Origin of the sequence: Streptomyces sp. HNM0645, assembly GCF_030056615.1 — a bacterium.
In the GTDB taxonomy this organism is placed as follows: domain Bacteria; phylum Actinomycetota; class Actinomycetes; order Streptomycetales; family Streptomycetaceae; genus Streptomyces; species Streptomyces marianii.
In genome coordinates this window covers 1-13,959 of record NZ_JASHLT010000083.1, presented here as the reverse complement: position 1 = coordinate 13,959, position 13,959 = coordinate 1, and the positions used below count along the sequence as shown (strand labels likewise).

Sequence of the window (13,959 nt, the reverse complement as noted above, 5' to 3'; positions counted from 1 at the left end):
CGACGGCGCGGGCCCGGTGACGGGAGGGTCCGCGGCAGCGGCCGCCCCCGAGGTGCCCGAGGGACCGGCGCCGGTGCCCGGAGCCGGCGCACGCGCCGACTCCCGCGACGGAGCCGCGCGGACCGCCGGGGACACCCCCGCGGCGGTACGCGGGGAAGCCGCCCGCATCCCCGCGTACCCCGCCGCCGAACGGGCCGTGCGCGCCCTGGCCGAGGCCGTGCGGTACGCCCAGTGGCGCCGGGACGCGGCGGAGCCCGGGAAGGTGCCGGAGTACGAGGACATCGACGAGGGCGGCGCGGCCGGGCTCATCGAGGGCCTGCTCGAGGCCGCCCCCGGCGAGCGCGGCGTCACCCTGCCCGAGGACGACGCGCGGAGGCTGCTGGAGCGCTACGGCATCCCCGTCGTCCCCGTGCTGCCCGCCCCCGACGCGGACGCCGCCGCCCGGGCCGCCGCCCGGCTCGGCTGCCCGGTCGCCCTCAAGACGACCGCGCCGCATCTGCGCCACCGTCCCGACCTCGGCGGCGTGCGCCTCGACCTGGCCGACGAACGGCAGGTCCGCCAGGCGTACGCGGAGTTGACGGAGAGCCTCGGCAAGCCGAAGGAGCTCCGGCCCGTGGTGCAGCCGATGGTCCCGCGGGGAGTGGACACGGTCGTGCGGGCAGCGATCGACCCGGCCGTGGGCGCAGTGCTGTCCTTCGGGCTCGCGGGCCCCGCCACGGACCTGCTCGGTGACACGGCCCACCGTCTCGTCCCCGTCACCGACCGCGACGCGGCCGGCCTCATCCGGTCCGTCCGGACCGCCCCGCTCCTCTTCGGCTGGCGCGGCTCCGCGCCCGTCGACACCGCCGCGCTGGAAGAGCTGCTGCTGCGTGTCTCCCGGCTGGTCGACGACCACCCGGAAGTCGTCGGAGTCGGCCTCGAACCGGTCGTGGTCGCCCAGCACGGCCTCTCCGTGCTCGGGGCCTCCGTACGGCTCGCCCCGCCGCCGCCCCGTACCGACCTGGGCCCGAGGACGCTCCCGAGCTACTGAACCCGCCGGGTCCCCGGGGTCGCGGGCCGGGCGGTCACGGAGCGCACTCCGTGGTCCCCGAGCCCCGTAGGATGGAGCCCATGGCGAAGACCGGTACGACGACCCAGGGGCTGCGCGCGGCGATCGAGCGCAGCGGCTACTACCCGGCTCTCGTGGCCGAAGCGGTGGAGGCCGCGGTGGGCGGCGAGCAGATCTCCTCGTACCTGGTGCACCAGGAGACCACCTTCGACTCCAACGAGGTGCGCCGCCATGTGACCGTCCTCGTGCTGACCGGCACCCGCTTCATCGTGAGCCACACGGACGAGCAGGCGGCCGACAGCAGCTCCCCGACCCCCTACGCGACGACCTCCACCGAGTCGGTGAAGCTCCCGAGGATCTCGTCCGTGGTGGTCAGTCGTGTCGTCGCCAACCCCGAGTCCTACACCCCGGGCACCCTGCCCCGCGAGGTCGTCCTCACCATCGGCTGGGGCGCGGTCTCCCGGATCGACCTGGAGCCCGCCGCCTGCGGCGACCCCAACTGCGATGCCGACCACGGCTACACCGGAAGCTCCACCGCGGACGACCTCAGTCTGCGGGTCAGCGAGGCCGGCGACGGGCCCGAGGCGGTCCGCCAGACGCTCGCCTTCGCCCAGGCGCTGTCCGAGGCGACGGCCGCCACGGCGGCAACCCGCTGATGGTCCGTCCCGACTGGCCCGAGGACGTCGTCCCGCTCGACCTCGACACGGCTCCCGTTCCCGCCTACGGCACGGCCTCGCTGGCCGATCTGCTGCCGACACTCGCCGCCGGGCAGGGCGTACCGGGACTGCACTCCGCCATCGCGGAGCTGACGCCCGCGGACCGGAACTGCGTCTTCCTGATCGACGGCCTCGGCTGGGAGCAACTGAGGGCCCACCCCGAGGACGCGCCGTACCTCACCTCGCTCCTCGCCGGCTCCCTCGGCGGCACCGGCCGGCCGCTGACGGCCGGATTCCCCGCCACGACGGCCACCTCACTGGCCTCCTTCGGCACCGGACTGCCGCCCGGCGCGCACGGCCTGCCCGGGTACACCGCCCGCAATCCGGAGACCGGCGAGCTGATGAACCAGCTGCGCTGGAAGCCGTGGACCTCGCCGCGCGTCTGGCAGCCGTACCCGACGGTCTTCCAGCTCGCCGACGAGGCCGGGGTGCACACCGCCCAGGTGTCGTCCCCCACCTTCCGGGACACCCCGCTCACCAAGATCGCGCTGAGCGGCGGAACGTTCCACGGCAGGCTCACCGGCGAGGAGCGGATGGACTTCGCCGCCGAGCAACTCGCCGCGGGGGACCGGTCGCTCGTGTACACGTACTACAGCGAGCTCGACGGCAAGGGCCACCGCTTCGGTATCGACTCCGACGCCTGGCGGGGCCAGTTGATGTACGTGGACCGTCTCGTCCAGCGCCTCGCCGAGCAGTTGCCTCCCCGCGCCGCCCTGTACGTCACCGCCGACCACGGCATGATCGACATCCCGTTCGACGAGGAGTCGCGGATCGACTTCGACGAGGACTGGGAGCTGCGCGCCGGCGTCGCCCTGCTCGGCGGCGAGGGCCGCGCCCGCCACGTCTACGCCGTCCCCGGCGCCGAGGCCGATGTGCTCGCCGTCTGGCGCGAGGTGCTCGGCGACCGGTTCTGGATCGCGAGCCGGGACGAGGCCATCGCGGCGGGCTGGTTCGGCCCGCAGACCGACGAGCGCGTCTACCGGCGCATCGGGGACGTGGTCGCCGCGGCCCACGACGACGTCGTGATCACCGCATCGGTCAACGAGCCCCACGAGTCGGCCATGGTGGGCATGCACGGCTCGATGACCCCCGTCGAACAACTGGTCCCCCTGCTCGAAGTACGCTCCTGACGTCCTGCCGCCCCGACCGCGTTCCCCGGCAACAACCGAAAGGCTGTCACGTCCTCATGCCCGAGCTGGTGTTCTTCTCCGGAACGATGGACTGCGGAAAGAGCACCGACTTCCTCGGGTATTCGCCATCAACTGATGGTGTAGTGGAAGGTGTTGCCGCGCGTGGTTCCGGTGTTGTCCGTGTCTCGTCCCGCTCGCCCCGAAAGGCCGCACTCCACTGATGTCCGAACTGGTGTTCTTCTCGGGAACGATGGACTGTGGAAAAAGTACCTTGGCCCTACAGATTGGGCATAATAGGTCGGCTCGGGGTCTTCAGGGCGTAATCTTCACGCGCGACGACCGTGCAGGGGAGGGCAAGCTGTCGTCGCGCCTCGGGCTGGTGACCGAGGCGGTCGAGGCCGGTCCGGACTGTGATCTGTATGCGTACGTGGTGGAGCAGCTGTCGCGGGGCGACAAGGTCGACTACGTGATCGTGGACGAGGCCCAGTTCCTGGCGCCGGAGCAGATCGACCAGCTGGCGCGGATCGTCGACGACCTTGACATGGATGTCTTCGCGTTCGGTATCACCACGGACTTCCGCACTCGGCTGTTCCCCGGTTCGCAGCGCCTGATCGAGCTGGCCGACCGCCTGGAGACGCTGCAGGTCGAGGCGATGTGCTGGTGCGGGGCCCGTGCCACCCACAATGCCCGCACGGTGGGCGGGGAGATGGTGGTCGAGGGGGAGCAGGTCGTGGTCGGGGACGTGAACCGGCCGGCCGAGGACGTCGGCTACGAGGTGCTGTGCCGTCGCCACCATCGCCGACGGATGACGAGTGCCGCGGTGCGGGCGGCGGCGCTTTCGCCCGACGTACTGCCGGTCGCCTCGGCCTGATTTCCGGTCCGAGAGGTTTTGGCTACCGCGCTGTCAAGGATGCGCGGATGATCTTTATTGCAGGTTCGAGTCCCCGTCAGGGCGCGATTCAGATGAGAACAGGTCTGACCAGCGCGTACGCCAGGAGCGGATGGCGGGATACAAGGCCCCCACCTCGGTCGAGTTCCGGGGACGCGATCTCCCGGATGGTGACGGACAAGATCCAGAAGTTCAAGCTGCGCGAGCCGTACTGGGCCGACCCTGGTCGGGTATCAACTGATTCTCCCCGTGCGCGTCGAATCCGTCGAACGTTGTGCTCGACAGGTGCTGGAACGAACCGGAGGAGCCCGAGGCGGCACTTGAGGACGCCGGTTCCACACCGGCGACGGAGGTACTGTCGATGGCGCCGATGGGCAGTTCACGATCCCGGACCGGAAGGAGGATCTGGTCAGCAACGGCGGCCAGTGTGTGTCGTCGATTGCGCTGTCGCACCTTCGGCATGAACCACCGGGGCTTTGATGGTTTCGCCGCGGCTCCTCGTCCGGCACACCGATGACGGCGACCTAGGCGACCGCCGGGTGGCTACGGAACCCTGATGCGCGAGGCTGTCGGCAGGAACCGGAGATGCGTGAGCGTAACAGTTGGCCCGGCGTGGCCTCGCCTTGCGTTGCGCCCCTGAGGCGCACCGACACCGCTTACGGCCATGGGCCATGAAGTCCAGGTGGGGGCTGGTCAGGCTCTTCTCAGGTGCTCGGTGAGCTGCTGGAGCGTGGTCCAGGCACGGGCGTCGGTGCCGTCGCCGAGCGCGTAGTGGAGGGAGGGCTCGCCGGCGGGGCCGAGTTGGACGGGGGTGAGGTTGAAGGGTGGGCGGATGGCGTGGGTGAGGCCGATGTTCTTGATCGCCTTGGAGCCCAGCGTGAATGAGACGGGGATGGGCGGAGTTTCGAAGTGCGGGGGGACGGTCAGGTCTCGGCGGGCGGCCCGGAGTGAGGTGAGCATGGAGGTCAGGCCGTGCTCTGTGCTCAGGGCCATGGCGAGGGGCTCGAGCGTGTCGAGGGGTGGCGTCTCGACTTCGCCGTAGCCGAGGGTGAGGGTGATGTCCTCCTCGACTCCGGCGAGGGTGCGGGTGACGCTGATGGTGGCCAGGACTGGGCGGTCGGGGTGGCCGACGGCGATCAGCCAGGTCGGCCGGGGTGCCCGGTTGCGGGCGAGGTCGGTCAGCTGGCGGGTCGACCAGGGGAGGTTGACGGGTTCGGCGGTGCTCCAGCCGGCTGGTGGCGTACCGGTGAGGGTCTGCCAGGCGGTTTCCAGGGCGCGGCCGAGGATGAGGTCTTCGTCGGCGGGGTGCTGGGTGCGCAGGGAGAGGATGAGCTGGCGTTCGCCGGTGGTGGTGGCGGGCTTGAATGCTTCGGCGACGGAGGCCGAGCCGTTCTCGTCGAGTGTGGGTGTGAAGGTGCCGCCGTGCCAGTGCAGTACGGCGCCGGAGAGGCCGTCGTAGTAGCCGCAGTCGGGGTCTTGGATGACCCAGCGGTTGGGGTGCCCGCGCAGTGCGGTGCGGGTGGGCAGGGTGAGGCGGGTGGTCGGTGGTGTGACGATCTGCAGGGCGCGTTCGTTGTCGGTCGTTGCCCGCAGGGCGTCGGAGAGCCAGCTGGCCATGGCGACGACGGAGCGGTCTTGGATGACCACGGCCGTCTTGGCGGTGAGGACGTCCACCGCCGGTGTTGACGTGGGCGGGGCGGGGATCGCGGTGATGTCGGAGTTGAGTGGGACGACGTCGGTGGAGGCGGCCTCGGGGGGCCAGACCGAACCGTTCAGGACGGTGGCGAGGCGCCCGGCAAAGGAGCCCGCCAGCCGGCCGCCCTCCGCGACGGCGGTGGAGGCGCGGGCCTCGGTCCACCACACCGGGCTGTCCGGGAGGCCGGGACCGGCACCGAGGAGGCGGGTCGTTTCGCCGCGTACCTGGATGAGGATGGGGGCTTCGACGGAGACCAGCGGACGGCCGTCGGGGGCGCAGAGCTGGATGACGGCGCCGTCGGCCAGGCTGTTCACGCCGAGGCCGGGGCCGCCCGCGTAGAGGCCCGCGAGCAGCGTGCGCAGGTCCGGCATCTTCGGTGTGAGGGCGATGACGTCCTTCGTCACGACTGCTCGGTCTCTTCCTCTGCTTCGTCTGCGAGGGCGGTCTGGATGAGCTGGTGGGGGCGGCCGCGGCGGACCAGGGTTCCGCGGCCGGGCGGCTGCGTGGAGGCGTACAGGCCGGGGAAGAGCTGGCCTTCCGTGCGGTCGCCGGTCATGACGAGGGCGGCGGTGCCGGTCTCGCGCAGAGTGGTCAGCAGCGGTTCGTACAAGGCGCGGGAGGATCCGGCGACGCGGCGGGTGATGACGAAGTGCAGGCCGATGTCCTGGGCCGAGGAGACGTACGGCAGGAACGGGGCCAGGGGCTGCTGGCCCGCGGTGGTGAGGATGTCGTAGTCGTCGACGAGGATCACGATCCGTGGGCCGGTGAAGGCGGGTTCGGTGGTGAGCGCGTCGGGGTCCGCCGTCTCGGGCAGGCGCTTGTCCAGCTCGGTGGCGATGCCGCTGGCCAGCGCGGAGGCCAGCTTCGCGTTGTGGGCGTAGCCACCGCGGTAGGGCTCGGGAACGGTGCCGCGCAGGCCTCGGCGCGGGTCGAAGAGGCCGAAGACCAGCTCGTCGTCCGCGTAACGAGTGGTGAGTTGGGTGGCGATGAGTTTGAGCAGGTTGGTCTTGCCGCATTCGTTGTCGCCGAGGATCAGCAGGTGCTGCTCGGTCTCGAACAGGTCCAGCAGGACGGGAGCGAGTGCGTCCTGGTCCACGCCGATGGGGATCTTCTTGGGTTCGGCGGCCAGGGAGGGGAGTTTCGCCGAGCGGAGCCGGGTGGGGAGCACCCGGACCGGAGCGGCAACATCGCCGTGCCAGCCGGCGCGGATCGTTCGGGCGGTCCTCTCGAGGGCGGGTGCGAGGTCGCCTGCGTTCGGATTGCCGTCGATGCGGGGCAGTGCGACCTGTGCGAAGAGCTTGGCGTCGGTCAGGACTCGGCCCGGGGTGTCGGCGGAGAGGGTCTCGGACAGTTTGCGATCGATGGACGAGTCGGCCGGGTCGTTGAGGCGGAGTTCAACGTGGGTGCCGAACATGGACTGGGTGGCGATGCGGACATCGTTCCAGCGCAGCATGGCGGAGACGATGTGGATCCCGTATCCGCCGCCGCGCTTGAGCAGGTCGGCGATGGCGTCGTCGAGATCGGCGAACTCGTCGCGCAGCACGCCGAATCCGTCGATGAGCAGCACGACGTCGGTGGAGCCGAGCTGCGGCAGCCGACCCTTGGCACGCAGGTGGCGCAGCTGGTCCACGGAGTCGATGCCGTACTCGCGGAAGAGTTCCTCGCGCTCGGCCAGCATGGCGCGCACTTCGGCCACAGTGCGGGCGGCCCGTTCGTGGTCGGCGCGCCCGGCGATCCCGCCGACGTTCGGTAGTCCGGCCAGCGCGGAAAGCCCGCCGCCGACCAGGTCCAGGCCGTAGACGGCGGCGTCGTACGGGGTGTGCGTGAGGGCCAGGGAGAGGGCGAGGGTGCGCAGCAGGGTGGTCTTGCCGGACTGAGGGCCGCCGATGACGGCCGTGTGGCCGCCCGCAACGGTGAGATCGAGCAGCCATGGCTGCTGCCACTGTTTTGCCGGGTCGTCCAGGATGCCCAGGGGGATGCGCATCGGGCCGTCGCGGTGGGTGAGGCGGAGGCCTTCGGTGTCGGCCTGGAGAGGCCCGGCGGCGGTGTCGAGGGTGACGGCGTTCGGGAGGGGCGGTAGCCAGATGCGGCGCACGGGAGGGGCGGCGGTGGCGAGTTGGCCGACCATCACCGACATGACGGTGGGCCCGGTCTCCCGTTTGGTGGCAGCCGGTTCCTCTGTTGCGTCCGTCTGTGGCGCGTCGAGTGTGTTGAACGTCGGGTAGGGCCAGGCGAGTGGCTCGTTGTCCTTGGCCTCTTTACGGAGCGTGGGACCGCGGTAGGCGCCGGAGACGTACCCTGCCTTGAAGCGCTCGTACGTCGAGGTGTCGACCTTCAGGTAGCCGAAGCCCGGCAGTGGCGGCAGGTGGAAGGCGTCCGTGCTGTCCAGCACGGTGCGTGATTCGTCGGCGGAGAAGGTGCGAAGACCCAGTCGGTACGAGAGGTACGTATCCAGGCCCTTGAGCTTGCCGCCCTCGATGCGCTGGCTGGACAGCAGCAGGTGGACGCCGATGGAGCGCCCGATGCGTCCGATCGACAGGAACAGATCGATGAAGTCCGGTTTGGCGGTGAGCAGTTCACCGAACTCGTCGATGACGACGAACAAGTGCGGCAGCGGCTCGAGATCAGGGCGTTCGGTGGCGCGCAGGGCTGCGTAGTGGCCGATGTCGGCGACGTTGCCCGCGTTCTTCAGCACCTGCTGGCGGCGCTTGACCTCCCCGGCGAGGCTGGTGTGGACCCGCTCGACGAGCCCGGCCTGGTTCTCCAGGTTGGTGATCACGCCTGCCACGTGAGGCAGATCCGCGAAGGGGGCGAAAGTGGCGCCACCCTTGTAGTCCACCAGAACGAATGCCAGGTCCTCGGGGGAATGGGTGGTTGCGAGAGCGAGGACAAGGGTGCGCAGTAGTTCACTCTTGCCGGAGCCGGTCGCACCCACGCACAGCCCGTGCGGGCCCATGCCCAGTTCGGAGGACTCCTTGAGGTCCAGCAGCACCGGCTCGATACGGTCTGTGAGCCCGATGGGTACGCGCAGGAAGTCCCGCTCGCCTCGGGTCGCCCAGAGCCGGGACATATCGAGTGCGGCCGCGTCTTCTATGCCCAGCAGCGCGGGGAAGTCGACGGGTACGGCCGCCGTGGCGCCCTCGGCGGCGGACTCGGCGGAGAGTCGCAGCGGCGCCAGCATCCGGGCCAGCCCCTCCGCACCGGAGGTGCTCACGGAGTCACCAGTGCCGTGGGCCAGCCGGCCTTCGGACGTGCGCAGATCCTCGACACTGACCCGGTCGCCGTCGACGGTGATGCGGACGCTGACCTGGTCCGGCTCGTGGACCTGCTGCTCCAGCAGATGCAGCACGGTCACGCCCATCTCCGTCAGGCCGACGGCCGTGTCCGGGCCGGGCAGTTCGGTAGCCGTCCTGCCGTGTTCGTCGCTGACGACGAGGAGCCGGTCGGTCATGCGCAACGCGTCCTTGCCGGACAGGCCGCGGCGGACTTCCGCGGCGTACGAGGCGCGGCGTCGCAGATCCTGGCGCAGCAGCCGGCCCAGCTCGGGCAGGCTCGGGGCGATCCGTCGGGCGGCGACCGGGCCGTCCTGCTCGGTCGGATCGAGGGCATGGGGGAGCCACTTGGCCCACTCCCACTCGGCGACGCGCTCGCCGGGCACGCTGAGGGCGATGGAGACATCGTCCGGCGCGTGCGTGACCGCGGCCTGGACGAGCAGCGCCCGGGCAACGCGCAGCACGCCGCCCCGGTCGCCGACGACGCTGACGTTCCCGGCCCCGTCGAGCGGCACGGTCAGCGGGAAGTCCGTTGACGTGGCGAACCGGCTCTGGAGGGCGCGGGCCTCGTTGAGCATGAAGGGGTCCGGCGGGGTCATCACGCCACCGGAGTTCTGTCCGATCACGAGGTCCTGCACCGGTACGTCACCGACTCCCACACGTACCCGCAGGAAGTCCGCGTCCAAGCGGCGCCGCTCCCACAGTCGGGCCGGGTCGCGCACCAGGTCGTACAGCGCCTCGGGCGCCGGACCGAGCAGCCGAGCCTGCTCACGCCGCTCCCGTTCACCGGCCGCGAGCTCCTCGCGCAGTTCCTCCAGGTACTCCAGATAGCGCTCGCGCTGGGTGCGCCGGGTGCGTTGCGCCTTGCCCCGCTGGGAGAGGAACAGCGCAACGGCGCCCAGCAGCGCGAAGACGAGCACGACGGCGCCGACGACGGCGAACTGGCTGTTGCGGATGACGGTCATCATCACGACCGAACCCATCACCCCAGCCATGGGCAACAGCGCGGTGGCCGCGTTGCCGATCCTTCCCTCGGGCAGGTTGGGCGGCGCCTCGATGGTGCGCGGCTCGGGGGCGGCGAGTGGGCGGGTGGAGCGCGCGGGCCGGTGGATCAGCTGCTGAGTCATCGCACCCGCACCGCCCGCTGCATCGCTTCGGCCGCCAGCCGGATGGCGGCATCACGGGTGGCCTGGCCGAGCATGGCGGTGTGGATGGGGCCTCCTTGGGCCAGATGGCGGTCGTAGGGGAGAGCGACGACGGGCACCCCGGTCTCGCGCAGATGCGCGCACGCCGCCTTCACGTCGAGGGTGGCATCGGGGGAGTGTGCGGTGAGCGCCACCACGGTGGTGGCCAGCGCGGAGTGCGGCAGTTGCGCGAGCCAGTCCAGGACGACGCGGGTGCCGTTCACGCCCTCCGCGGTCATGGGGGCGACCACCACTCGGGCGTGCGCGGTGTCCATCGCGGTGCGTGCGACCTCGCCCGGCAGGGTCTCGCAGTCGACGACGGTCACCGCGAAGTACCGGCGCAGTGCCAGAGTCACCGTGCGGTACGTCCGTATGTCCAGCGGCGCTCCGACGCGGCCCTGGCTCGCGGGCAGCAGCCAGCCGCCGTCCACCACGGGGACCAAGTAGCCGGTGATGTCCGTCAACTGCATGTCGGGAGTGAGGATGTGCGCGAGATCGGAGCAGGACCAGCGCACCGACTCCGCTCCCATCCGCACCGGCAGCGTGCCCAGCGCGGCATCGGCCTCCAGGGTGAGCACCGGGTCGTGCCGGTAGTGGTTGAACGTCCGGCCGAGCAGGGCGGACATCGTGGTCTTGCCCACGCCGCCCCGGATGGAGGTGACGGCGATGACGCGTCCCGTGGTGACCGGTTGCTGCAATTCCTGGGCCAGGCGGGTCTGATCGGCGACCTCCTGCCCGACCGAAGCGGTGAGCTTGCGCAGCGCCTGCCCGGTGCGCCGGGTCACCGAGTCCCCGTGCTGCGGGTTGCCGAGGGCCAGGGCGAGCCGCGGATCCACGGTGGGCACGGACTCGGGCGTCGGCATGGGGGTACGCGGACTCCGTACACCCCGGGGCATCGGCCGTGCACTCGGGGCGGACTCCTGAGGCGGGTCGTGGTGTTCCGCGGGTGGTTCGGAGCGTACGAGGCGCGCAGCGGTCGGATCTGCCTCAGATACGGGGCTCTCGCCCAGCTCCCGCAGCACGTCGCGCTGCCAGTCTCTCCCGTGAGCCATAGCGACGCCTACGCGAAGGTGCCGAGCAGGCGCCCGTACACACCGGATGCCCCGAGAATCAGCGGGAACAAGGCGATGACGCCCACCGACTCGAGAACGTCCCCGGCGCGGCGCAGTCGCACCCGCACATGCTCGGCCGGTTCCACCGCCAGAATCACCAGGGGCAGCACCGTCAGCACGCCGAGCGTGACAAGCGGCCCCACGACGCTCGCGTGCTCGAGCCACACCACGATCAGCCGTACGGTGACCACGCCCGATGCCACCAGCAGTGCCACGACTTCGGCGATCAGGGGATAGGCCCGGGCCCGCAGCGCGAGCACCACCGCAGCGACGACCGCGAGCGGGACGGTCCACACCGACGGTGCCCGCAGCGCGAGTACGCCCGCCACGGCCGCTGAAGCGGCCAGTACGACCGTGGCCAAGGCCAGCCCTCGATGCGTGGCCGTCAGCGCAGTGGTCACCTGATAGCGGCTCACGGACACCCCGCCCGTACGACGGTCGTCCAGCCCGGAAAGCCCTGACGCCATCATCGCCAGCCGCGGCAGCAGGCCCAGCACCACGACCGAAACGACCGCGACAAGTGCCCCGGTTCGCCCCTGCTCGACCGCGCTCCCCGTACCCTGCAGCAGCCCGGCGGTCACTTCCCACAGGGCAACGCATCCACCGGCCGCCGCGGCACCGATCAACGCGCCCCGACCCAGCGGGGAGAACCACCCCAGGAGCAGCAGCACCAGCACCACGACGGCCGCCACACCTGCCAGCCGCACCGAGGCCGACCAGGCGTAGGCATCCGCCGATGTCCACATCCCGATGCCACCCAGCATCCCGCCCGCGACGATCAGCGTGGCGGCCGGCCCGTGCTGCCGCGCCCGGCCGAACAACACAGCGGCGAAGGCCGAAACGGCGGCAACGGCGAGGAGGACACTCCCGGCGTGCGCCGACTCGAACTGACTGTGCGTCAGGACTCCGGTGACGAGTGCAAAGCCGACGGTCGTGGCTCCGGCAACGACACGCCTGGCTGCGGGCCGCCACCGCCATGCCCGTACGTCCAGATCGTTGGCGACCTCGTCGGTGACGTCGTGCACTACGGGCGCAGACGGCGCATCCTCCACCCGCACCAGGCGCAGCACCGCACCGTCCGGAACACCCGCCGACTCCAACGTGCTGTCGTGCGCGAGTGCCGAACCATCCGCGGTCACCAGGTGCCGCAGCTCGGGCCGAGCCGCCACTCGGTCGTCCAACAGCCGCATCACTTCCGGCAGAAGGAGACCCACCGGCTCATGGGACGGGAGAACGAGGTCGACCCGCCGCTGCTCACCGATGAGAGTGACCCGGCTCAACGCCGTACGGCTCACAGACCCCGCAGATATCACGCGTTCGAACCTATCATCGAGCTGAAGGTGCTATGGAAGGCGTCGAAGAGGGCTGCACCGAAGGTCCGTACGGGCTCTGCCCGATCAACCGGTGGGAAACGAACGACCAACCCACGCAGCCGGCACACAGAACGGCCGCGATCACCACCCCGGCGAACACCTTCCCCAACCGCTCGTCCAGCGACCGCCGCTGCCGCTGGGCGCCGAACACCAGGGCATCCCGCAACCGACGGCCCCGTACCGACACCGACTCCAGCAGCTGACTGTCGTAATCCTGCGCAGCCACAGCTACCTGTCACCTGCCCTGTAGGGAATGCCTTTTGTCTCCATGAAGCCCAGCTCGCGCTCAGGTGTCGACCTCGCCGGCCCAGCCGAATTCCAGGAGCTCCTTGGGCAGGTACGCGGATTCGACCTCGATGGGCATGTCGGCGTCGCGGGCCATGCAGGCGATGGCGAGTGGGCCGAGGGCGACCAGGCCATCGCTGCTCATGGCGCGTGACTCATTGCCGGTCCAGTACTCCTTGTGCCAGGTGAGAGCGTCGACTATGGCCGCGTTGAACTGTGCGGCGTCCCGGCGCAGGTAGCGGTGGAAGAGCTCGAGCGGCGGATACAGGATCTTCAGCATCAGCTCCTTGCCGGCGACCCGCGCGACCTCGGGGTCGGTGCCGTTCACCGCGGTGACCAGCTTGTCCCACGTGTCCTCGCGGCCGAACCAGAAGCTCTGCAGGGTCTCCACCCACGCATAGACGTACTCGTCGAACACCGCGCCCGACTCGCGGAGAAACGAGACAGGCACCCGCGCCAACTCCTCCGCACGTTGATTCTCCCGGCAGATCGCGGCCAGATAAAACGAAGTGATCCAGGCTCCTGCGTGCAGGTAGGGCTGAGGCCCGGTCGCAGGGAGATCCTTCACCTCGCCGCCCACCCCGATACGGCACGGCACGGGACCCTCGGCTGCGGTGGCCGAGGCGAACAGGGCGGAGCCGACCTGCATGGCCGTGACCCACGCCTCCCAGGTATCGAACTTTGTTGCGGTGGGGTCCACTGCGCAGTGTGACTGCGCCAGGGTCAGACTCGTATCGAGGGCCTGAGCCCGGCCGATGTCGTCCGGCTCTTCAAGCTCTCCGAGTACCCAGCTCGCGGTCTCCTTGAGCACCGCCAGGCCCTCTGCCGCGCTGTCCGTGGGGTAGTCGTGGCGGGGGATGCTCGTGACCACTTGCCCTTTCCTCTAGGTGATCTTGAAGTGTTCCAACACGGCACCAGCGTACGATCCCGTGTTCTCATTGGCCTTCACCAGCACATACTGTAGTTTCTTGGCCTTCATCGCCTTGAGGAGTTCCAGCGCGATCCGACCGTCCGCCGGAGAGCGCCCGGCGCGACTCTGCATCTGGGCGATGATCGTCTGGACGTACTCCTTGGTGCCCTGAAGCTTCCCCTTGATGTTGGACACCTGGAGACTGGGACGTGAGGTTCCAGAGGAAGTAGTGCCAGGTGGGAAGCAAGAGCAACCGCAGCAGGCGGTACTCGGAGGAGTTCAAGCGCGACGCGGTCGCGCTGGTCCGCTCCTCCGGCAGGACCGTCACCGAGGTGGCCCGGGAG

Annotated in this window: 12 protein-coding genes; 5 read left to right on the top strand and 7 right to left on the bottom strand. The window is 70.3% G+C overall.

Annotated features, from left to right (window positions below):
- From QMZ92_RS34840 to QMZ92_RS34825, 4 genes are all read left to right on the top strand, one after another.
- On the top strand, positions 1–1,030 hold a 1,030-nt coding region (locus QMZ92_RS34840), incomplete at its 5' end, for an acetate--CoA ligase family protein (protein WP_283301803.1).
- Positions 1,031–1,110: 80 nt separating this feature from the next.
- Positions 1,111–1,704 (top strand): DUF5998 family protein, encoded by a 594-nt coding sequence (locus QMZ92_RS34835; RefSeq protein WP_283301802.1) that lies wholly within the window; start codon positions 1,111–1,113, stop codon positions 1,702–1,704.
- Positions 1,704–2,894: an alkaline phosphatase family protein gene (locus tag QMZ92_RS34830; protein WP_283301800.1), complete on the top strand. Its 1,191-nt coding sequence runs from the start codon at positions 1,704–1,706 to the stop codon at positions 2,892–2,894. Before QMZ92_RS34835 ends, QMZ92_RS34830 begins: the two co-directional genes overlap by 1 nt.
- A gap of 220 nt (positions 2,895–3,114) precedes the next feature.
- Positions 3,115–3,765 (top strand): thymidine kinase, encoded by a 651-nt coding sequence (locus tag QMZ92_RS34825; protein ID WP_283301797.1) that lies wholly within the window; start codon positions 3,115–3,117, stop codon positions 3,763–3,765.
- A gap of 711 nt (positions 3,766–4,476) precedes the next feature.
- Here QMZ92_RS34825 and QMZ92_RS34820 read toward each other — a convergent pair.
- From QMZ92_RS34820 to QMZ92_RS34790, 7 genes are read right to left on the bottom strand one after another with little or no spacing between them, the layout of a single operon-like run.
- The gene (locus tag QMZ92_RS34820) at positions 4,477–5,883 is read right to left on the bottom strand and encodes a DUF6177 family protein (RefSeq protein ID WP_283301795.1); all 1,407 of its coding nucleotides are present in this window, start codon (positions 5,881–5,883) and stop codon (positions 4,477–4,479) included.
- Positions 5,880–9,878: a type VII secretion protein EccCa gene (gene eccCa, locus QMZ92_RS34815; RefSeq protein WP_283301794.1), complete on the bottom strand. Its 3,999-nt coding sequence runs from the start codon at positions 9,876–9,878 to the stop codon at positions 5,880–5,882. Before eccCa ends, QMZ92_RS34820 begins: the two co-directional genes overlap by 4 nt.
- Complete coding sequence (locus tag QMZ92_RS34810; protein WP_283301790.1) at positions 9,875–10,987, bottom strand: CpaE/TadZ family protein; 1,113 nt, start codon at positions 10,985–10,987, stop codon at positions 9,875–9,877. The genes eccCa and QMZ92_RS34810 overlap by 4 nt, the downstream gene beginning before the upstream one ends.
- A gap of 8 nt (positions 10,988–10,995) precedes the next feature.
- Positions 10,996–12,360 carry a type VII secretion integral membrane protein EccD gene (eccD, locus tag QMZ92_RS34805; RefSeq protein ID WP_283301788.1) on the bottom strand — a complete coding sequence of 455 codons (1,365 nt, stop codon included), beginning with the start codon at positions 12,358–12,360 and terminating at the stop codon, positions 10,996–10,998.
- A 13-nt stretch (positions 12,361–12,373) separates the two neighbouring features.
- The gene (locus QMZ92_RS34800; RefSeq protein ID WP_283301786.1) at positions 12,374–12,646 is read right to left on the bottom strand and encodes a hypothetical protein; all 273 of its coding nucleotides are present in this window, start codon (positions 12,644–12,646) and stop codon (positions 12,374–12,376) included.
- Positions 12,647–12,706: 60 nt separating this feature from the next.
- Positions 12,707–13,576: an immunity 49 family protein gene (locus tag QMZ92_RS34795; protein ID WP_283301785.1), complete on the bottom strand. Its 870-nt coding sequence runs from the start codon at positions 13,574–13,576 to the stop codon at positions 12,707–12,709.
- A 12-nt stretch (positions 13,577–13,588) separates the two neighbouring features.
- Positions 13,589–13,810 carry a hypothetical protein gene (locus tag QMZ92_RS34790; RefSeq protein ID WP_283301783.1) on the bottom strand — a complete coding sequence of 74 codons (222 nt, stop codon included), beginning with the start codon at positions 13,808–13,810 and terminating at the stop codon, positions 13,589–13,591.
- Between the two features lie 41 nt (positions 13,811–13,851).
- Between QMZ92_RS34790 and QMZ92_RS36670 the strand changes: the two genes are divergently transcribed.
- Positions 13,852–13,959 (top strand): transposase (locus tag QMZ92_RS36670; protein WP_502961999.1); only part of this gene is annotated, 108 nt, incomplete at its 3' end.